We start from the raw sequence: 19,369 nt of genomic DNA, 5'->3' as shown, positions 1-19,369 counted from the left end.
CGTTATCCCAATATAAAAGTCCGTTAAACGGACTTTTTTTATTTTTTTATTGCAACTACAAAAAGAAATAGTTATAATTGATAGGTAGTCTAACGGCTGGTTGACATTACCCCCCTTTTATTTCAATACAAAGTTCTTTTTTTATTTTTATTTTACTTATACAATAAAACTCAAGGAGGAATGAATATGAATGTAGGAAAAATTGTAAGTGTAGTTGAAAAAAAACTAAAATCACGGAAAGGAGAGAGTAATTTACTAGGAGAGATAATTAAGAGAGAGCGACTCAAAAATGGATACACTCAAGAATTACTTGCTGATCGATCTAGTATTAGTTATTATTCAAAAGTTGAAAATAACAAGATTAAACCAAGTGAATTTTTTGTAAAAGAAATCGGTGAACGATTGGGACTCGATTTAACTAGTGTAGCACCAGATGCTGTAAATGATGAATTATATGAATCCATCCTTCAATATTTCTTTTATAGAGATATTCAGTCACTTAATCAATTAAAAGTAAATTTTACATTGCCTTCCCAAACGACAGTGTTTTGTACTATTGAAGCATGTATTAATATTATCAGTAAGGACTTACCCGTCGCTAAAAAAAATCTAGATGAATTAGAAACGGTTATTAACACACTAGATGAGCCTGTTTTACAACTATTCGTTATCTTATCAGCAATCTATACATTTAGTATCGGTAACTATAAAGAAACCATTCAATTATTAAATGTTACAGAATTAATGGACAATTTATCTTTAAAGTTACAACCATTTCAAAAACATTACTTTTATTTAAGTTATCAACTTTTAAATCTTAAAACCAATAGTATGCCATACTATTACGAAGCTATCATGTTACACAAAGCCAATTATCAAACCCATCTACAAGTAGAACTTGAACTATATCGATTGCTTTTTGCATTAAAAGAATCGCCTGAAGCAATCAAATTAAAAATAGAAAAATTTAATATTAATCATGTGCCTGAATCGCATTTGAATCAATATCATTATCTAAATGCATTACTAAACTACCACATACGAAACGATCAAGCATTTTCACGCAGTATAAAAGATATTTTAAAACTGAATCACCGAAACGAATGGTTTTATAAAGCAATCGTATTAACGCATGATTATGAAAAAAACTATCATATAAACTTAGCCATTAATTATAAAGCACTCATAGAAAATATTCCAAATGATTTTAGATTTATACTAGAAAAACTTTATTACAATTACAGAAAGTTAAAAACAGAAAGAGACAAAAGGATATTTCTTAAAGAGATAGCTATACCCGAGGCAAAAACAAGACAAAGCATAGAGTATTTAGATTTTTATCATGATGAACTTCTTGCGATTTATTCAAAAGCCACACGCTATAAAGATGCTTTATCTTCTAGAAGGACGTATCAATATTATTTAGAAAAACTCGTAGAAATAAATAAGTAATCAATTAAATGACAAAATGTCACTTTGTTTGTTATAATAATATTAACGGAGTGATATTATGAGCAAAGAACGAAGCGTAATGCTTGGTGAAATGAATGTACGAAAACTATTGATAAAACTAGCCATCCCCGCAACGATTGCGATGATGGCTAATGCCTTATATAATTTGGTGGATACTTTTTTTATTGCACTAGGTGCAGGCGAAATTGCCATTGGAGCACTAGGAATTGTTTATCCTATTCAAATGATAGTAATGGCGATTGGTTTAATGATTGGGATGGGGAGTGCATCCATATTTTCAAGAGCTTATGGTCGTGGTGATCAAGATGCGATGACACGTTCTGTTAATACTGCATTACTTATTAACTTTATCATATCGATAACGATAACGATTTTAGGACTAATTTATATTGATCGCTTACTTATCTTCTTTGGGGCCTCTGCGGGAAATATTGGCTACGCTAGAGATTATATGTTTTACATACTAATCGCATTAGTGCCTTTTTCTTCGGGGATTGTGTTAAATAATTTAGCAAGAGCAGAAGGGCGTCCAAAAATCGCCATGAATTCATTACTTATTGGTGCTTTATTAAATATACTATTAGATCCTATATTAATATTTGGTCTATGGTTCATCCCGCAAATGGGGGTTACTGGTGCAGCGGTCGCAACACTCATTGCAAAAACTGTCGCATTTGTTTACATTTTTAGAGCCTCAACAAGTAAAGAATCAAGTTTAAACATTCATTTAAGAACCATTCATAAATTTGATTTTCACATGACAAAAGATATTGTAATCATCGGGCTACCAACCTTTGTTAGAAGTACATTAGGTGCTGTGTTAGTTATTATTATTAATAACCTCATTAACGTATACGCTCCAGCGGATGTTGGTCCAGAAATCTATATCTCTATTTATAGTGTTATTAACCGGATGATCTTATTCTTATTACTCCCTGGACTCGGGTTAGTTCAAGGTTTAACCCCAATCGTTGGGTTTAATTTTGGCGCCAAGTTTCATAAACGTTTATACGATGTCATTAGTTATACCACGCGGTTAATCGTAATTTACTTCACACTAATGTTCGTTGTGACTATTTTATCTGCTGAACTATTATTTAATATATTTAGTCGAGAAAATGATCCGTTCTTTATAGCCGAAGGCGCAAAAGCACTAAGGATTATTTCAGTCGGATTTACTGTATTAGGATTTCAAATATTATTATCGGCTGTCTATCAAGCAATGGGATATCCTGTACGTGCCTTTTTAGTTGCTATATCACGACAGTTTCTATTATTTATACCAATTATTTATGTGTTTACCTATTTTATGGGGTTACCTGGGATTTGGTTAACATTTGTGGCTGCAGATTTAATAGCAGGTATCTTAAGTTTTATCGTTTACAAGTTTGAAATGAAAGACTTAAAACGTAAAATTCCACTAGAAGCATTCGGCCAAAGTTCAGCCTAATAAATATAAATGAAAAGCACGAGAAATTCTCGTGCTATTTTTTTATACTTCTTTAATCATCTTATTGGCGAGGCCTAAATAATGAACACCAATTTCTTCGTGCATTTCAAATAAACTATGATGTCCAGATTCTGGATGCCCAATCGGTATTTGAGCGATAAGGTCAGTTTCTAATTTCTCAGCAACAACCTTTCCACCATTTTCACCAAAAATATTTAATTTTTCACCGTTATGTTTGAAGTAACTCATATTTTCAACTACACCTAGTAGTTGATGCTTCATTTCTTTTGCGGCCCACCCAGCTTTTACGGCTACATGAGAAGCACTTTGATGTGGTGTTGTCACAATAAGCATTTTACATTCTGGTATAAGTTTTTGAATATCCATCGCGACATCACCAGTCCCTGGTGGTAAGTCGATGATTAAATAATCTAAATTCTCATCCCACCCAACATCATAAAAGAAGTGGTTTAACATTTTACCAAGCATAGGTCCACGCCACATTAAAGGCTTACCATCTTGCATGAAAAACTCAGTTGAGATAATTTCAAGTCCTTTTTCTTTAAAAGGAATAATTTTTTCATTTTCATCTGCTTTTGGGAGTTGTATCTTCATATCAAAGATATTTGGAATACTACATCCGTAAATATCAGCATCAATGATTCCAACTTTTTTCCCTAATCGACTTAAAGCAAGTGCTAAATTAGCTGCGACTGTAGATTTACCAACGCCACCTTTACCACTGGCAATACCGATGTATTTCACTTTTTTATCTTTTGATAAAATACTTGATTCTAATTTTCTTAATTGGAAATCAATTTTTAAGCCTTTATATTTTAAATCTAGCTTAATGACTTTAGCTATACTTCTTGTGACCGCTTGTTTTGTAGGGTCATCAACTTTTTCTAAAGCTATGACTAGATTAACTTTTTCATTTTCTTCTTCAATTGATACGAATTTAATGCCATTCGTTTCTTTTAAAGATTTACCAATTGAAGGATCAATGACTTCGCCTAAGTGTTGCTTGATTTCATCTACTTTATTCATATTATCACCCGCTTGTAATTATAGAAGAAACCCGCTAAGTAATCAAACAATACACTAAATTATTAGCACTGGCTTAAACTCTTCTTTTAAAAGATTTTTATTTAAAGGAATATCGATGAGTGTTGTGATTCTAAGTTCAAGATCTAAATAAGGATGACGGGTTTGTTTTAATTTAGTAATTAAAGGGATAGAAACATCCTTTTTTATTTTATTAACATAGTTTTGTCCAACTGTATTCATGCCTAAAATGCGTATATAGGGAGGATTAAAATCCGTTAAAACATCTTTTTTTGTTTGGATAAGCATATGCATAAGTGTGCGCTTAATTTTAGCGTGTGTGTATCTTGGACTGATTACTTGATTAATATAATCTTCAACCGATTCAAATTTTTCAATACTTAAATAACGGTTTTCAAGCCCTTCTTCAAACCCGAAAACATTGTGTAAATCTTCGCGTGTTAAAACACGTGTTAAATAATCAATATAAGGGTAAAACCTTTCTAAATCAAAAGGCTTATATGATTTTAAGTCTTCATAAACATAACTTGGTACATAGTTTTTAATATTAACACCCTCTATCAAACATTTTCTAATTGAGGTTGCACTTTGAATGGTGGTACCTTCTAAAATATCATCGTAATAACCACTATCAATACGTCTAATAGCATGCGCTTTAATAGGCGCTTTTAATGCGTTGATAGCATTTATGTATTGTAAGCCTAGGATGTTATTTGGATGTTTTAAGAGCGCTTGATGACCTAATTCATTTAATGCTAAATCACTACTCGTTGGAAAACTTTTTCCTTCATTTAAATAGTGTTTCAACAAATCACTATACTCAGATGTGTTCATAATATCTACAAGTTCATATAACGGCATTGTATCCCCTGTTTCACTACCGAAATAGATTTCGTTTACCCCAAGGTGGTTTAGTAAGGAAACGCTAGTATACGCAAAAAGATCTGCGCTCTGAAGCGCAAATATACCAGGGAGTTCTACGACCATGTCAATGCCAGCTTTTAATGCCCAACGTGTTCTTGTAAATTTATCAATCATGCTAAATTCACCGCGTTGAACCACGTTAGAACTCATCACAGCAATAAGGACATCTGCATTAGATAATCTACGTGTTTCTTCAATATGATGTATATGACCATTATGTAACGGATTGTATTCAACAATAATCCCAACAATCTTCATTAAAAACCCTCCAAACTTAGTTCAACACCATTATACCTTATGTTTGACAATCCCTTCAATAAAACATATAATTTACTTGCAAGAGGTGAGTACAATGAAATGGACATTATCCCAATTAAAAAAGATGCAACACACCAACAACACCTTCGATGAAACCCTTGATTTCAAAGCGTTTTTAGAAGAAGGTAGCGATCTTTTAGACATTGAAGAAACCCACGTTAAAGGATTCTTCACTATAGAGGAAAACACCTACTATCATTTCACCATGACCATTGATACAGTGATTACGATGGCTTGTGCGATTACATTAGACCCTGTAAGTGTGCCACTACATATTGAAGTTGTTGATACCTTCACGCAATCTATTGATGATGAATATCACCAAGTTGAAGGAATAACTATTGACTTATTACCGATAATATGGTCTAATATATATTTGGAAAAACCTTTGCGTGTTGTAAGTCCAAACGCAAGCTTTAAAAGTGATAAACCACATAAAAAAGATGACACAGTGAATCCACTGTTTAAGGACTTAGAAAAATACAAAAAATAGATAGGAGGCTTAAACATGGCAGTTCCTCAAAGAAGAACATCAAAAACCAGAAAGCGTAAGCGCCGCACACATTTCAAAATTAGTGTCCCTGGTATGGTCGTTTGTCCAAACTGTGGAGAAATGAAACTAACACACAGAGTATGTAAAGAATGTGGACATTATAACGGACGCACAATCATTGAACCTAAAGAAGAAATCGATGCAGAATAATCGCATCAAAAAGAAGCGCTGATAACAGCGTTTTTCTTTTATCTAAAAGGTGGTAAACCAAATGGAACATATAACAGTATTAAAAGAAGAAGCTATCCATTATTTAAATATTAATCCTAACGGCATCTATGTTGATTGTACCCTTGGAGGTGGCGGTCATGCAGAAGCCATTTTAAGGTTGCTTAAAAAAGGCCACTTGTTTTGTTTTGATCAAGATGATTTTGCGATTGAAAAAGCCATGGAAAGATTAAATAAATATCAAGGCAAGTTTACGATTATAAAGCAAAACTTTAAACATATTAAAGAAGCACTTAATGCCCATCAAGTTGATAAAGTTGATGGTATTTTATATGATTTAGGCGTCTCTAGTTTTCATTTTGATGACCCATCACGTGGGTTTAGTTATAATCATAATGCGCGTTTAGATATGCGTATGGATCAAAACGCATCGCTTACGGCCTATGAAATTATAAACACATATAAAGAAGCAGATATTCGTTATATTTTATTTCGTTATGCAGAAGAAAGTTTTGCGCCAAAAATTGCTAGAAAAATTGTCGAATCAAGACAATTAAAAACCATCGAAACAACGTTTGATTTAGTGGATGTTATAAAAAGTGCCTTACCTCAAAAAGTATTAAGTAAAAAAGGTCACCCTGCTAAAAAAACATTCCAAGCATTAAGAATTGCAGTCAATGATGAGTTAAGAGTCTTTGAAGACTCACTAGGACAAGCACTTCAAATACTAAATGATGAAGGCAGAATCGTCGTAATTAGCTTTCATTCATTAGAAGACCGAATTGCCAAACAAGTATTTAAAGAAGCATCAACCATCGATCATCCCAAAGAAATTTTAACGATGCCAACAGATACCCCTGATTTTGAACTCTTACATAAAAAAGTAATTTTGCCTAAAGAAGAAGAGTTAGATGTTAATAACCGTGCGCATAGTGCCAAATTACGCGCAATAAAAAAAATCAATAAAAATATCAAGTGAAGGTATTGACAATTCCTTTGATTTCGTGATATTATACTAACGCTTGATTACAACGCGGGTGTAGTTTAATGGTAGAACTTCAGCCTTCCAAGCTGACTGTGAGGGTTCGATTCCCTTCACCCGCTCCACACTTTTTTACCAACAAAAACCTTACTAGGTTTTTTTAATGAATATAGATATACCCACAAACTATTGACTGGAAATCTTTGTTGTGGTATTATACAAATACTACAATCCGCGGGTGTAGTTTAATGGTAGAACTTCAGCCTTCCAAGCTGACTGTGAGGGTTCGATTCCCTTCACCCGCTCCATATAACAAGCATAGGTTTGATACAAATGTATCAGGCCTTTTTTTGCTTTAATAAGGGCTTTTGCTCACTTTAATGAGTCAATTTCAATGTGACAAATAACCAAAAAATAGGATGAAAACATAAGACCTATATAAGCTTTACACTATTTACCTCCAATTTACACGATTACTCAAGAATTTTTAGGCGAGGGGTTGAAATCCTGCAGAGCTGAACTTGGTGGAATGTTTTTCTAGTGATTTGATAAAATTATTGATGGATATGTTATTTACTTAACTTATATTCAATTAATTTCGAAAACATGATACAATAGTGTTAATAATGCGTTAAGAGGAGTATAAATTATGACATACGCCCAAAAAATCAAGCGACTAAGAGAAGTCTTGCTAATTACTCAACAAGAGTTAGCATACCTTTTAGGTGTTTCCATTGTCACTGTAAACCGCTGGGAAAATGGAAAATATGAACCGACAATGAAAATGAAGCGCAAAATTGTTGAACTAAGTAAGACCAATAATATTGAACTCGAGGGGATTAAATAATGACAGATAAAGAATTAAAAGCACTTAATGATAATTTATGGCATTCAGCAGATATCTTAAGACAAGGTGCTCATCTAGCGGCTAATAAGTACGGACAACCCATATTAGGATTGATTTTTTTAAGATATGCAGATATAAAGTACAAACAACATTAAAAAGATATTGAAGAAGAATTTAATAAAAAAAGAGGAACTCGTGCAGAACGTTCTATAAAACAAATTTCTATTGAGAAGTGCGGTTTTTATCTACCTGAAATAGCATATTTTGATAAGATAAATGATGCACCTGATACTGCAGAAAAAGCTACTCTCGTTAAGAATGCAATGGAAGCAATTGAATTAGAAAATCCATCTATGAATGGTGTATTACCCAAAGAGGTTTATGGAGCACTAGTTCCCGAAGAAGAGCCAGAATTATTATCGAGAATTGTAAGGATATTTAAGGATATACCAGAAGATATATCCGTTGATTTATTTGGTGAAATTTATGAATTTTTCTTAGGTAATTTTGCATTAAGCGAAGGTAAAGATGGAGGAACATTCTATACACCATCTACTGTAGTGAGATACATGGTTGATGTTTTGAATCCAGAGCCAGGTGAAAAACAATTCCTAGATCCAGCATGTGGTTCTGGAGGTATGTTCGTTCAAGCAGCTCGTTTTATGCATCAACATAATAACTCTGAATCAGAAATGATGAAATTTAGGTGCTATGGTGTAGAAAAAGATCCTGACACAGTAAAATTAGCTAAGATGAACTTGCTCCTCAATAATGTTAGAGGAGAAATAAATCAAGCGAATTCATTTTATTCAGATCCTTATGATGCTTATGGTAGATTTGATTATGTAATGGCAAATCCACCATTCAATGTTGATGAAGTAGTTTTAGAAAAAGTTAAAGATCAACCTCGATTTAATGAATATGGAATCCCTGCAAGAAAGTCTAAGTCAAGTAAAAAAGAAAGTGACAAAAAAGAGACTATTCCAAACGCTAATTACTTATGGATTAGTCATTTTGCCACTGCTCTAAATAGAAATGGAAAAGCTGCTCTTGTTATGGCTAATTCAGCATCTGATGCAGGTGGAGCAGAATTAGAAATTAGAAAAGCAATGATTAAAAAAGGAATCATCAAGCAAATGGTAACATTGCCGTCAAACATGTTTTCATCTGTTACACTTCCAGCAACACTATGGTTTTTCGATAATCAAAAAGAATTTAGCGATAAGAAAAACGAAATATTATTTATTGATGCAAGAAATGTCTTTACGCAGGTAGATCGAGCACATAGGAGATTTAGTGAAGAACAAATTAAAAATCTAGGTATCATCTCAAAACTACATGAAGGTAATTCAAAAGCATTTAATGATCTAATCGCAGAATATAAACATAATATTGAGAGAATGGATAACAAAGACTACTGGCAAGCTCAAATAGATTGGTTGATAGAAAGATTTCCAGATGGAATATATCAAGATGTAACAGGGCTTTGTAAAGTTGCGACTATAGATGGCGATGATGGTATTAAAGATCAAGACTGGTCTCTAAACGCCGGTAGATATGTCGGTGTACTTATTGAAGATGATGGTCTTACAGAAGTAGATTATAAAACTAAAATGCTTGATTTGATTAATGAACTTCAAAGGATAAATAAGGAAGCAGAAAATTTAGAATCACAAATAGCAATTAACATCAAGAATTTGTTTGGGAACTGATCATGGAATATCTAAAATTTTCTAAATTCATCAAAAATGTTCAATATGGTTACACAGCTGATTCAACTTCAATTGTAGAAGGTGATGCAAAGTATTTGAGAATAACAGACATTGTACCTTATTTTGTAGATAAAAATAGGGTTCCATATTGCCAAATAACTAAAAACAAAAAATCGAAATATTTGGTAAAAGAAAATGATTTGTTGATTGCAAGAACTGGAGCAACAACTGGCTATAATCTTCTTGTTCCAAAAGATTATGATAATTTTATATTTGCATCATATTTGGTTAGAGTAAATTATGATAAAAAACAAATTTATCCAAAATATTTAAAATACATACTTAAAAGTCAGCAATGGTATGGATTTATCAAAAATTTCATTGGTGGTTCAGCTCAACCTGGAATGAATCCTAAAACATTTGGTAAGTTTGAATTTCCATTTACTGGATATGATAACCAAATGAAAATTGCACAGTTACTTGAAAAATATGATAATCTTATTGAACTTAACATCTATAGAGTACAAATATTAGAGCAAATTGCCGAAAACCAGTACAAAGATTGGTTTGTTAAATTTAGGGTTCCTGGTTACAAGAACTACAAATTTGTAATTCAAAATCCTAGAGGTTGGATGTTATCAACTTGTGAGTCAAAAATGAGAATTCCGATAGGATGGAAGTATGATGAACTAATAAGCATTGCTGAATTTAAAAGAGGAAAAAATGTAACTGCTGCTGAAATGTTTGAAGGAGAAATTCCTGTAATATCTGCAGGTTTAAATCCATCAGGTTATCATAATGAAGCAAATGTGTTCGGTAAAAATATAACAGTGAGTTCATCAGGTGCTAATGCTGGATATTTATCATATCATTTGGGCGATATTTGGGCAGCTGATTGCTCATATTATCAAAACGATTCAAATTTATGGTTCGTGTATAATGCGCTTAAGTTTTTACAACCAGTTATCAGCAACATGCAAGTAGGATCTGCTCAACCACACGTATATGCTAAAACCATCAATAAATTATCAACTATAATTCCACCGAACGAATTGATTGAACTATATTGTGAAAAGGTTAATCCAATATATGAACAAATAAGATTATTAACTCTTGCGAATGAAAACCTAGTGAAACAACGGGATGCATTATTACCAAGACTTATGTCAGGTAAATTAAATCTCGAAGGGAAGGAGATTGTATAACATGCCAAAGAATTTTATATCAGAGGATGATATTGAACAAGAAATTATAAAAACACTTCAAGGATCAAACTTTGATTATAATATTTTAATCTGTGATGCCTCTCCTGAAAAAAAAGATGATTTAAATGATGGTACGGGAAGAAGTTCAAAAAGACAAAGTGTTTTGCCTAAAATTTTAAAGGAGTCGTTGTACCGTATAAATGGAAATATTCCACATGAAATAATCGATGAAGAAGCCTTTAAACTATCAAAAGACTATACTGAAACTGATATTGTTGACACTAACTATAGGCTTTACAAAAAAATCAGAGAATCAGTCAAGATTTCAATAAAACGTAACAACAAAGAAGACTTTGATTTTATTAAACTTATCGATTATGATAACCCCAACAATAACACATTTACAGCGGTGTCCCAAATGTGGATACAAGGGAAATACAATTATAGAAGACCAGATGTTCTTATATTTGTTAATGGGCTTCCCTTAGTTTTTATTGAACTAAAAAACAGTATAGTCAAAGTCGAAGAAGCATATAATAAGAATTTAAAATCATATATAAAAGATGTTCCAAATCTATTTTCATTTAACCAAATTTGTGTTTTATCAAATGGATTAGAAACAAGATTGGGTGCATTTAATGCTACCTATGACTATTTCTTTGAATGGTTCAAGGAATCAGAAAATGATAAACTTGATAGACAAAAAATATCTGAAGAAGGTCTCTCGATTAGTTTCTTTATCAATGGACTATTAAAGAAAGAAAATCTGATTGATTACATTGAGAACTTCATCTTATTTGAAAATCAAAGAGTTAAATTAATCGCTAAAAACCATCAATATCTAGGTGTTAATAATCTAATGGTGTCGTTGCAACAAAAAGAAGCGTTAAACGGTAGATTAGGTGTTTTTTGGCATACACAAGGTTCTGGTAAATCTTATTCCATGGTTATGTTTACTCGAAAAGTTAAGAGAAAGATTAATGGGAATTTCACCTTTTTGATTATTACAGATAGAGACGATCTTGATTCACAAATCCACAAAAATTTTGTCAGAACCGAAGTCATAGGGAATCAAGATGAAACACAACCGAAAGATAGTGAGCAGTTAAGAAAATTCTTAGGTCAAAACAAAGAATTCATTTTTACATTAATACACAAGTTTAGATATGATAAAACTAAAAAATATCCTATACTGTCTAATAGAAATGACATTATTGTTTTGGTCGATGAAGCTCATAGAACTCAATATAAAGATTTAGCTGAGAACATGAGAACAGGACTGCCTAATGCTAATTATGTTGCATTCACAGGAACACCACTTTTAGGTTCAAGACGATTAACTAATCAGTGGTTTGGGGACTATGTTTCTGAGTATAATTTTGCTCAATCCGTAGAGGATGGCTCTACTGTGGCACTATTCTATTCGAGACGTGTACCAGAAGTCGCGCTGCAAAATAATTTTTTAGATGACGATATTGTGGATATTATTGAAGATGAAAATCTTAACGATACAGAGACTAGATTACTTGAAAACTCATCATCAAGAATTTTAGAAGTCATTAAAAGAGATGATAGATTAGACAAGATTGCAAAAGATATAGCATATCATTTTCCAAGACGTGGTTTTTTAGGAAAAGGAATGGTTGTTTCAGTTGATAAATATACAGTCGTTAAAATGTATAATAAGGTTCAATACTATTGGCAAATTGAAAAACAAAAACTAGTCATAGAAAGAAATAATGCTGCAACCAAAGATGATAGAGAAAGACTGACGAATATCATTAATTATATGAACACTGTTGATATGGCTGTTGTTATATCTGAAGAAGCAGATGAAATTGAGAAGTTCTCAAAAGTTGGACTAGACATTTCAGCACATAGGGCTCGAATGAATCAAGTTGATTCTGATGGGAAAGATATCGAAGATCAATTTAAAGATCCGTATAACAATCTCCAATTAGTATTTATTTGTGCCATGTGGTTAACAGGTTTTGATGTCCCGAATCTATCCACTTTGTATCTAGATAAGCCCATGAAATCACATACACTCATGCAAGCAATCGCAAGAGCAAATAGGGTTTATCCCAATAAGCCATGTGGTATTATTGTCGATTATGTCAATGTCTTTAAGTTTATGAGACAAGCTTTGAGTGATTATGCGATGGGTGATGAAGGCAAAGAGATGCCTGTTAAAGATATTGAACAACTGATTACCAATCTTGATGAGACCATTACTCAAATTGATGAATTTCTTAACACTTTAGGAATAGATTTAGAGGAGATCATATCTGAAAGCAGCACCTTTGATCAACTTGAGTATCTACGTCAAGCACTAAACAAGATTGTAGAACATGATGACGATAAGAATAAGTTCAGAGTGCTCTCAAACACCATGATTAATCTTTATGAAGCATCTAAACCAGAAATATTCGAAATTAATTGGATAAATGAAAAATTCTCACCAATTAACTATATAAATGGATTATTCTATAACCTGATAGACGACCAAAAAGTTAATAGAGCAAGAAATAGGATGCAAAAGGTTCTTGATACCAGTGTGACTTCAAGTGAAGCTACTGATCAAAATCAGTATGTAATAAAAGGGACAAAAGTTATCGATTTAACTAAACTAGATGTTAGTGATGTTAAAAAACGTTTAATAGAAGCACCTTATAAAGCAATTGAAGTTGAGGATTTGAGAGAATTCATAGAAAAAGCTCTAATTCAAATGATCAATAAAAATCAGGGTAGAGTAAAGTTTTCTGAAAGATATAGAAGTATAATTGATAGATATAATGCTGGTGGTACTGAGAATGAAGATTATTATGAACAGCTGCTTCAACTAATAGAAGATCTCAAGAAGGAACAAGAAAGACCTTCATTATTAGGATTAACTGAAGAAGAACTAGAAATCTATGATCTACTTACTAAAGATAAGAAATTAACTCAGGCTGAAGAGCAAAAGGTGAAACTAGCTGCAAAAAACTTACTTAATAAACTCTTATTGGATAAAAGTGATTTACTTGTTGTTGATTGGTACAAAGATGAAAGAACAACATCAAAAGTAAGAACAGCAATACTTGATTCACTTGATCAGGATCTGCCTGATTCATACGAGAAAGATTTTTTCAATATTAAAACTGATTATATTCTATCGCTGTTTATTGATAAAGCAGTTCAAGGAATGTCGATTGTAAGTTAAAGTTTTTTATATTAATACATTCCATGCTTATTAGCGACATAACTCTTAATTGAGACAAGTCGCTTTTTGCTATAGAGTGACAATTTTTACTAATTAATTTGTATGTTTATGTGAAGGATATGAAGGTACAAAAACCAACTGCAGAATAATGTTGCAGATAGGGAAAAACTCCTATCGGCATGATTGTGCAGCATATAGGGTGAAAATCCCTATCGGCATATTGCTGCCGAAAGGCCTTATATATATGTGTTGCAACAACACGCTGACGCATGTTTGTAAGATAGGGCTTGTAAGTCTGCCCTATCCCAAACAAATGCATCATCGTCAGCACTCGCCTATCTGCACCTAAAAAATCGAAAAAGTAATAAACTAGTTTCCAGAATTAACCAACTTCATTTTTACATTTACATAAAACAATATTTAACAGACGTAAATAATACGTACAGAAAGGTAAAAAATCCCTATTTGTAAAAATTAAGGTTTTTACAGGAAAATAGGGAGAAATTACCTATACGTAAATATTACGGAAAGGCCTTATATATATGTGTTGTACTTAACACGCTGACGCATGTTTGTAGGATAGGGCTTGTAAGCCTGCCCTATCCCAAACAAATGCATCAACGTCAGCACTCGCCTTATTGTAAAAAATTAGAGAACGGAATGTAATCCAGGGTGTAATTTCACCTAAAAAAACCTATGTGGAATAAAGAAAAATGATTATTTCAGTCTAGAATTATGAAATTTGGCAAAAAGGAAAAAAGCTCCTATATGCCAGCTGGCAAAAAAACTGGTAAAAAGGGCTTATATATAGTTGTTGCCAACAACAGCTGACGCATCGTTTGTAGAATAGGGCTTATAGCACGCCCTATTCCAAACAACGCCTCATCCGTCAGCACTACCTTTTTTCACAAAAAATTCAAAAAAATAAAAAACTGGTTAGCAATTACCATAAATTTAGTTCGTTTCGAATTTTCAATCACTTACCTTTTGATATCTTACATTTGGTATAATATATTCAAGTGAGGTGGTAAAATGCACATTCAATGTACCAAAGCGATGCTAGATTACATCAAACCGAATCTAGCTGAACTCAACACAGATAATGACATGTACGCTTGGCATGCTCATCTGATTAAACGAAGCAGAAAAAATTTATTAGTTTTAATGCATGACTTGTCTCGCTTTACACTGGTCTTTTATGGCGTTAAGAAAAGCGACTTAAAAGAAATCGACCAAATGATCAGTGTTGCTATGGCAAATAGTATGATTGATGTCGGATTCACGCCAGAAGAAATCAGTGCATATCTTGATGATCAACCAGAAGCACTCTCATTTGGTAAAACTAAGAATAGAACCTTGGTAGCTAGATTAAATAAAGCGGTTGAGATGACGGATCATGTACTAAGCACTGATGGTTATTACGAAGATGCTATTGAACAACGACATGCGAGTTTATTTAACAATCAGTTACTCGTTTGTGAAGATAATTATAAAGTCTGTTATTATCCAAAAGATAAGTTTAGAGAGTATTTAGATTTATTTTTAGAAAATTAACCCCCCGGTCAATAGCTTATCGAGTCGCTGGGGTACCGTCCGAGAGGCATTTCATTTACACGAGACCAATTTTTTGAAAATCCGAAAATTAGTTCTGAATTTTGATAATTACTTGTAAATAGTAAGAAATAACGAATTCAGTTCAACTAATACCTGCAAATTTCTATTTTCATACAGTTATAAGTATAGGTAGACTTGTATTGATGGTTAATCCAACCGATAAACCCTCAACGATTTGATGTGTGGGTTTTTAAACACTAGATTGAATAGAAACCAACGCTGAATGTTCAAACAAATCGTTGAGCCTAAAACAGCCTTCATAAAAACGATAACAACGGTCACTGGATAACTTACAACTCAATGTTAATCATTTCAATTACACACTCATTCAATTATTTATGTTGATGGGTGTTTTTTTCTTTTATAAGTCCTCAACGATTTTACGCATAGGCTTTTTTTGTATAGGTTGGATAAATACTTGGTTTAACAAAATAAACAAAACGTTGAAGAAAAACCGGTAAATCATATCATACCTCGCCATTTAACTAGTGAAGGAGGTTGATCATATGATTGACGAAATGAAATCAAAGATTTATGAGTTACGAAAGTTGGGTTATGGATATAAGAAGATTGCGAAAGAACTATCTCTCACACCAAGTGCAGTTAGATATGTCTGCAATAAAATGAGCGATGAAGAATTACTTAACGGTAGATGTGAAAATTGTGGTATTAAAATCAAGTCTATCAAAGGGAAGAAAAAGAAAAGATTTTGCTCAGACCAATGTAGATGGGACTGGTGGAACAATTACAACAAGAAAAAATGATTGTATCAATATAGATCATCTTTACCGCTTATTCACTTGACTAATACTCCAAGTTAAGTGATATATGGTAGTGATCAAAGGAGGTCTAAATTATGACTAAAAAGATAACTAAGATAGATGCATTATCCAAACTGGCAGCGAAAAAGCGAGTTGCTGCTTATGCCAGAGTATCTAGTGGTAAAGATGCGATGCTTCATTCACTCTCAGCACAAGTCAACCAATACAAGAAACTCATACAAGAGAATCCTGAATGGTTATTTGTAGGCGTTTATGCAGATGAAGCTTTAACAGGTACGAAGGACTCTAGAACAGAGTTTCAACAACTACTAAAGGATTGCAGAGCTGGTAAGATTGATATGATCATCACGAAGTCCATATCAAGGTTTGCTAGAAACACAGTTACATTATTAAAAACAGTAAGAGATCTTAACGCGATTAATGTCGATGTATTCTTTGAAGAACAGAATATCCACTCAATCAGTAGTGATGGTGAAATGGTTCTTACCTTATTAGCTTCATTTGCTCAAGAAGAATCTAGAAGTGTATCAGATAATATGAAATGGAGAATCAAAAAAGAATTTGAAAATGGTATTTTATGGGGTGGTCGCTCATCGCTAGGGTACAAGTTAGTAAATAAGCAATTCATAGTAACTCCCGAAGAAGCGAAAGTTGTGAAATTAATTTATCAACTTTACATCGATGGGCATGGAGCGGATTCGATTTGTAAAACACTTGATTTAAAAGGTATAGAACCAATGTATACCAAAAAGTGGGGACACTCGTCTATTATGAAAATACTAAAGAATAGAAATTATACAGGAGACTTGATCCTACAAAAAACATATCGCGAAAACCACTTAACTAAAAGACAAATCATTAATACAGGTGAATTGGATAAATACTTTATCAAAGATAACCATGAGGCAATAATAAGTAGAGAGATTTTTGAAAAAGCCCAAAAAATCAGAAAAAAACGAGCAAATAAAAACAAACCACATTCCCCAAGATTAGACTACCCATTTCTATGTAAAGTAAAATGTGGAATATGTGGTAGTTCATATACCAGAAAAATAATGAGACAGAAACTGGTATGGCTATGTTCTTTGTCGGTTAAAATGGGACAGAAGGTATGTAATGCAAAATTAGTTCCTGATAATATTATTGTTGAGGCCTCTAATCACGTTTTAAACATGGAACAATATGATGATGCCATATTCAATTCAAGAGTTAATCGAATAATCGTTATGCCAAATAGAAATTTAGAATTTCATATGAAGGATGATTCGATAATGAATTACCATTGGGAACATCCATCAAGAAGTAAAAGCTGGACACATGAAATGAAAGAGAAAGCGAGACGAAAGTCTATTTTACAACATCAGGGAGGTAAACAAGATGCCTAAAGTAACAGTAATTCCCTCAACGATTAATCCGATTACACAATTACCACACAACACTACAACATTAAAAAAAGTAGCTGCATACGCGAGGGTGTCAACAAACTCAGATGAACAGTATACAAGCTATGAAGCTCAAGTCACATATTATAAGAAGTTCATCGAAGATAAGCCGGATTGGGAATACATAAACGTTTATGCAGATGAAGGTTTGTCAGGGACTAACACAAAGAGACGCGTTAGTTTTAATAAAATGATTACGGATGCTTTAAATGGAAAGATTAACTTAATCATTACGAAGTCGATTTCAAGATTTGCTAGAAATACTTTAGATACGATTTCATTTGTTAGAAAGTTGAAAGATAATGGTGTTGAAGTATTTTTTGAAAAAGAGAACTTATGGACTATGGATCCTAAGAGTGAGCTGATTTTAACCATTATGGCATCCATCGCACAGGAGGAGTCCAGGTCCATCAGTCAAAATGTGACATGGGGTAAGAGGGTCGCTTTCCAACAAGGTAAAGTGTCTTTTGCCTATAAATCGTTTCTAGGTTATAAGAAAGAAAATGACAAAATTCTAATTGATGAAGACCAAGCGGAGATTGTTAGAATGATTTATCGTATGTTTTTAGTTGAAGGAAAAACAGCAACAGGCATAGTAAATTACCTAAAGTCAAAACATATCAAAACACCAACAGGAAAAACAGCTAACTGGACAAAGAATACTGTGAATTCAATTCTGACAAATGAAAAATATAAAGGCGATGCATTACTCCAAAGGACATATACTGAAAACTACCTTGATCATAAAATTGTTAAGAACAACGGACAAATTCCACAGTACTATGTCGAAAACAACCATCCAGCCATTATTGATAGAGAGATGTGGGATCAGGTGCAAATTGAACTTGAACGAAGAGAACAAATAGGTGCGCAGTATTCTTCATCTGATGTATTCGCATCTAAACTAATCTGTGAAGACTGTGGTGGTTTTTATGGCAAAAAGAAATGGCATTCAAATAGTAAGTATTCAAGGTTCATTTACCAATGCAATAATAAGTTTCATAAACATAAGGACAAATGCTTAACACCTAATCTGAAAGAAGAGGATATTAAACTCAAATTCCTCAAGGCTTATAATCTCGTTATGGAAGATAAGAGAAGGATCATTCAAGACTCAGAAGAAATCATCGAATTACTAACTGGTTCTACAAAGCTTGATGATGAAATTAGAAATATGGATGATGAACTTAGCTTAACTGCAGATTTGGTAAGCATCCTTGTAAAGGAAAACTCAAAAACAAGTCATGGCTTAGATGATTACAACAAGAAATATGAAGAGCTATCAAGTCGCTACGATAAACTGCAAACCAAACGAGAAGAACTTCTTAAACAAAGAAATGACAGACAAGGACAAGTACTAAGAATGAAAGCTTTTATTGCAAGCCTATCTAAATCAGAAGATGAACTTAGCGACTGGAATGAGAGAATTTGGATGCTCTTAGTAGATGGGGCAACAGTACATAGAGACTTGAGTATTACATTCAAGTTTCATAATGGTATTGAATCAAAGATAAGATAAATTGAGGTCTACCAATCGAATAGATGGTAGACTTTTTGGTTTTAATATAATTGCGATTTTCAATTAGCATATTCATTTTAAACAAATGGCATGCTATAATAATTATAATATTT

14 protein-coding genes, 2 tRNA genes and 1 pseudogene are annotated in these 19,369 nt (G+C 32.8%); 15 read left to right on the top strand and 2 right to left on the bottom strand.

Annotated features, from left to right (window positions below; genetic code table 11):
• Nucleotides 1–186 precede the first annotated feature (186 nt).
• On the top strand, nucleotides 187–1,452 hold the full coding sequence (locus tag ACHAJD_RS05835) for a helix-turn-helix domain-containing protein (RefSeq protein ID WP_435584931.1): 1,266 nt from the start codon (nucleotides 187–189) through the stop codon (nucleotides 1,450–1,452).
• Between the two features lie 58 nt (nucleotides 1,453–1,510).
• Nucleotides 1,511–2,923, top strand: a complete 1,413-nt coding sequence (locus ACHAJD_RS05830; RefSeq protein WP_435584930.1) for an MATE family efflux transporter — start codon at nucleotides 1,511–1,513, stop codon at nucleotides 2,921–2,923.
• A gap of 42 nt (nucleotides 2,924–2,965) precedes the next feature.
• Here the strand turns inward: ACHAJD_RS05830 and ACHAJD_RS05825 are convergent, their stop codons facing one another.
• Both ACHAJD_RS05825 and ACHAJD_RS05820 read right to left on the bottom strand, forming a co-directional pair.
• A complete protein-coding gene (locus tag ACHAJD_RS05825; RefSeq protein WP_435584929.1) occupies nucleotides 2,966–3,970 on the bottom strand; it encodes a P-loop NTPase in 1,005 nt (334 codons plus the stop codon).
• A 54-nt stretch (nucleotides 3,971–4,024) separates the two neighbouring features.
• Complete coding sequence (locus ACHAJD_RS05820) at nucleotides 4,025–5,170, bottom strand: nucleotidyltransferase (RefSeq protein WP_435584928.1); 1,146 nt, start codon at nucleotides 5,168–5,170, stop codon at nucleotides 4,025–4,027.
• A gap of 94 nt (nucleotides 5,171–5,264) precedes the next feature.
• Between ACHAJD_RS05820 and ACHAJD_RS05815 the strand changes: the two genes are divergently transcribed.
• From ACHAJD_RS05815 to ACHAJD_RS05755, 13 genes and pseudogenes are all read left to right on the top strand, one after another.
• Complete coding sequence (locus tag ACHAJD_RS05815; RefSeq protein WP_435584927.1) at nucleotides 5,265–5,723, top strand: YceD family protein; 459 nt, start codon at nucleotides 5,265–5,267, stop codon at nucleotides 5,721–5,723.
• A 15-nt stretch (nucleotides 5,724–5,738) separates the two neighbouring features.
• A complete protein-coding gene (rpmF, locus tag ACHAJD_RS05810) occupies nucleotides 5,739–5,933 on the top strand; it encodes a 50S ribosomal protein L32 (protein WP_435584926.1) in 195 nt (64 codons plus the stop codon).
• Nucleotides 5,934–5,982: 49 nt separating this feature from the next.
• Complete coding sequence (gene rsmH, locus ACHAJD_RS05805) at nucleotides 5,983–6,930, top strand: 16S rRNA (cytosine(1402)-N(4))-methyltransferase RsmH (RefSeq protein ID WP_435584925.1); 948 nt, start codon at nucleotides 5,983–5,985, stop codon at nucleotides 6,928–6,930.
• A gap of 54 nt (nucleotides 6,931–6,984) precedes the next feature.
• Nucleotides 6,985–7,058, top strand: a tRNA-Gly gene (locus ACHAJD_RS05800).
• A 109-nt stretch (nucleotides 7,059–7,167) separates the two neighbouring features.
• A tRNA-Gly gene (locus tag ACHAJD_RS05795) sits at nucleotides 7,168–7,241 on the top strand.
• 341 nt (nucleotides 7,242–7,582) lie between these two features.
• Entirely contained in the window at nucleotides 7,583–7,780 is a 198-nt protein-coding gene (locus ACHAJD_RS05790) for a helix-turn-helix transcriptional regulator (RefSeq protein WP_435584924.1), read from the top strand.
• A pseudogene (locus ACHAJD_RS05785) lies at nucleotides 7,780–9,492 on the top strand (type I restriction-modification system subunit M). Before ACHAJD_RS05790 ends, ACHAJD_RS05785 begins: the two are co-directional and overlap by 1 nt.
• A 2-nt stretch (nucleotides 9,493–9,494) precedes the next feature.
• A complete protein-coding gene (locus tag ACHAJD_RS05780) occupies nucleotides 9,495–10,697 on the top strand; it encodes a restriction endonuclease subunit S (RefSeq protein WP_435584923.1) in 1,203 nt (400 codons plus the stop codon).
• Between the two features lies 1 nt (nucleotide 10,698).
• Nucleotides 10,699–13,899: a type I restriction endonuclease subunit R gene (locus tag ACHAJD_RS05775; protein ID WP_435584922.1), complete on the top strand. Its 3,201-nt coding sequence runs from the start codon at nucleotides 10,699–10,701 to the stop codon at nucleotides 13,897–13,899.
• Nucleotides 13,900–14,931: 1,032 nt separating this feature from the next.
• The gene (locus tag ACHAJD_RS05770) at nucleotides 14,932–15,453 is read left to right on the top strand and encodes a DUF6933 domain-containing protein (protein WP_435584921.1); all 522 of its coding nucleotides are present in this window, start codon (nucleotides 14,932–14,934) and stop codon (nucleotides 15,451–15,453) included.
• 566 nt (nucleotides 15,454–16,019) lie between these two features.
• A complete protein-coding gene (locus ACHAJD_RS05765) occupies nucleotides 16,020–16,277 on the top strand; it encodes a hypothetical protein (RefSeq protein WP_435584920.1) in 258 nt (85 codons plus the stop codon).
• 92 nt (nucleotides 16,278–16,369) lie between these two features.
• Nucleotides 16,370–17,680, top strand: coding sequence for a recombinase family protein (locus ACHAJD_RS05760; RefSeq protein ID WP_435584919.1), 1,311 nt, complete (start codon nucleotides 16,370–16,372; stop codon nucleotides 17,678–17,680).
• The gene (locus ACHAJD_RS05755; RefSeq protein WP_435584918.1) at nucleotides 17,673–19,256 is read left to right on the top strand and encodes a recombinase family protein; all 1,584 of its coding nucleotides are present in this window, start codon (nucleotides 17,673–17,675) and stop codon (nucleotides 19,254–19,256) included. The genes ACHAJD_RS05760 and ACHAJD_RS05755 overlap by 8 nt, the downstream gene beginning before the upstream one ends.
• Nucleotides 19,257–19,369: the final 113 nt, after the last annotated feature.

The organism is Liberiplasma polymorphum (assembly GCF_043951795.1).
Classification (GTDB): Bacteria; Bacillota_I; Bacilli_A; order Izemoplasmatales; family Izemoplasmataceae; genus Liberiplasma; species Liberiplasma polymorphum.
This window is presented reverse-complemented; position numbering and strand designations above follow the sequence as displayed.

Excerpts from the sequence above, each read along its gene's own strand:
- ACHAJD_RS05835 (WP_435584931.1), top strand. The coding sequence starts at position 187 with ATGAATGTAGGAAAAATTGTAAGTGTAGTTGAAAAAAAACTAAAATCA.
- ACHAJD_RS05830 (WP_435584930.1), top strand. The coding sequence starts at position 1,511 with ATGAGCAAAGAACGAAGCGTAATGCTTGGTGAAATGAATGTACGAAAA.
- ACHAJD_RS05825 (WP_435584929.1), bottom strand. The coding sequence starts at position 3,970 with ATGAATAAAGTAGATGAAATCAAGCAACACTTAGGCGAAGTCATTGAT.
- ACHAJD_RS05820 (WP_435584928.1), bottom strand. The coding sequence starts at position 5,170 with ATGAAGATTGTTGGGATTATTGTTGAATACAATCCGTTACATAATGGT.
- ACHAJD_RS05815 (WP_435584927.1), top strand. The coding sequence starts at position 5,265 with ATGAAATGGACATTATCCCAATTAAAAAAGATGCAACACACCAACAAC.
- rpmF (WP_435584926.1), top strand. The coding sequence starts at position 5,739 with ATGGCAGTTCCTCAAAGAAGAACATCAAAAACCAGAAAGCGTAAGCGC.
- ACHAJD_RS05790 (WP_435584924.1), top strand. The coding sequence starts at position 7,583 with ATGACATACGCCCAAAAAATCAAGCGACTAAGAGAAGTCTTGCTAATT.
- ACHAJD_RS05780 (WP_435584923.1), top strand. The coding sequence starts at position 9,495 with ATGGAATATCTAAAATTTTCTAAATTCATCAAAAATGTTCAATATGGT.
- ACHAJD_RS05775 (WP_435584922.1), top strand. The coding sequence starts at position 10,699 with ATGCCAAAGAATTTTATATCAGAGGATGATATTGAACAAGAAATTATA.
- ACHAJD_RS05770 (WP_435584921.1), top strand. The coding sequence starts at position 14,932 with ATGCACATTCAATGTACCAAAGCGATGCTAGATTACATCAAACCGAAT.
- ACHAJD_RS05765 (WP_435584920.1), top strand. The coding sequence starts at position 16,020 with ATGATTGACGAAATGAAATCAAAGATTTATGAGTTACGAAAGTTGGGT.
- ACHAJD_RS05760 (WP_435584919.1), top strand. The coding sequence starts at position 16,370 with ATGACTAAAAAGATAACTAAGATAGATGCATTATCCAAACTGGCAGCG.
- ACHAJD_RS05755 (WP_435584918.1), top strand. The coding sequence starts at position 17,673 with ATGCCTAAAGTAACAGTAATTCCCTCAACGATTAATCCGATTACACAA.